We start from the raw sequence: 1,171 nt of genomic DNA, 5'->3' as shown, positions 1-1,171 counted from the left end.
ACCCTGGGCTAATCAAGTCGATCAGCCTGGTTGATCGGGCCGATCAACCGGGTTGGATCGGGCCGATCAACCGGGGATGCACGGCCTCAACTCTGGAAACTTCTCGTCGAAGCGCGCTGCCCATCGTGTCAGCCGGGCGCGACCCTTCTCCCATTTTCCGGCAAAGCGTAACGAGAGATAGCCGAGGCAGGCGCGCAGCGCCATTTGGCCGGCGGTGATCTTCTTCGGCAGCTTCGGCGGGTTGGCGTTGAGCAGATCGAGTGCTGCCGTGATCTTTGCCCATTGGCGATCGAGCCAGGGCTGGTAGACCATCTCCTCAGGCCGTGCGCGCCGCTCATAGACCATCGACAGCGCACAATCACAAATGCCGTCCGCCAGCGCCTCCAGCACTTCCGCCTCGAGCCGCTTGTCGGGATTGCGCGGGAAAAGCGCGCTCTTCGAAACCCGGTTGAGGTGCTGGGTGATGGCGCGGCTGTCATGGATCGAGCGGCCGTCGTCGAGCACCAGAACCGGGATCTTGCCGAGCGGGTTGGCGATCATCAAATCGGCCGGCTTCTCCTCGGTCTTGATCGGCACCAGATCGACGGCGATGCCGGCATAGGCCGCTGCCATTCGTACCTTGGAACTGTAGGGAGAAGACGACGCATAGAGCAGTCTGGGCATGATAGGTTCCTGTTTTGCAGGCGGGCAGTGTTGACCGATCAGACGCGATCGAGCAATGGCCACAAGCGGAAAACCCGGCCGCCAGCGAGCGACATGCATCAGCGTCGTTGACCGACACCGTTTAGCGAACGCTCCATGATGATGGTGCGTTCATCACCGTAGCAGCTGTCTCGAACTGCCTTGAATCCAAGCCCGGCGTAAAATGGCTCCGCCGTCACCGAGGACGGCACGGTCAGCACGGTGACGCCGCCAGCGTGCGCCGCTTCCTCAACCTCCGCCATAAGTCGTTTGCCGATACCACGGCCTTGCAGTTCAGTATCCACAAAGACGGATCGGACAATGCTTCCATCGAGGCTGGCTGTTCCAACGATCCTGCCACGCACAACCGCGACAGAAACCCTCCGCTTCCTCAAAAGCGCAGAGACAGCGGATGGGCTGAAGTTCTGCTCCACGCGAGCGATGATGTCTTGCGAATAGTCTTTCGCATTGGTCTGTCGCAGAGCTGCCA

The 1,171-nt window shown here is 60.8% G+C and carries 2 protein-coding genes; both read right to left on the bottom strand.

Annotated features, from left to right (window positions below; translation table 11 throughout):
• Positions 1 to 66: 66 nt before the first annotated feature.
• A complete protein-coding gene (locus tag EN935_RS36905) occupies positions 67 to 663 on the bottom strand; it encodes a glutathione S-transferase family protein (RefSeq protein ID WP_109663364.1) in 597 nt (198 codons plus the stop codon).
• A 98-nt stretch (positions 664 to 761) separates the two neighbouring features.
• Positions 762 to 1,171: GNAT family N-acetyltransferase (locus EN935_RS36900; RefSeq protein ID WP_164771728.1), on the bottom strand; the 410-nt coding region annotated here is incomplete at its 5' end.

Origin of the sequence: Mesorhizobium sp. M7D.F.Ca.US.004.03.1.1, from assembly GCF_003998635.1 — a bacterium.
In the GTDB taxonomy this organism is placed as follows: Bacteria; Pseudomonadota; Alphaproteobacteria; order Rhizobiales; family Rhizobiaceae; genus Mesorhizobium; species Mesorhizobium loti.
Note: the sequence above shows the minus strand (reverse complement) of the source record. Positions and strands in the feature narration are given on the sequence as shown.

Coding starts and splice junctions, on each gene's coding strand:
- EN935_RS36905 (WP_109663364.1), bottom strand. CDS start 663: ATGCCCAGACTGCTCTATGCGTCGTCTTCTCCCTACAGTTCCAAGGTA.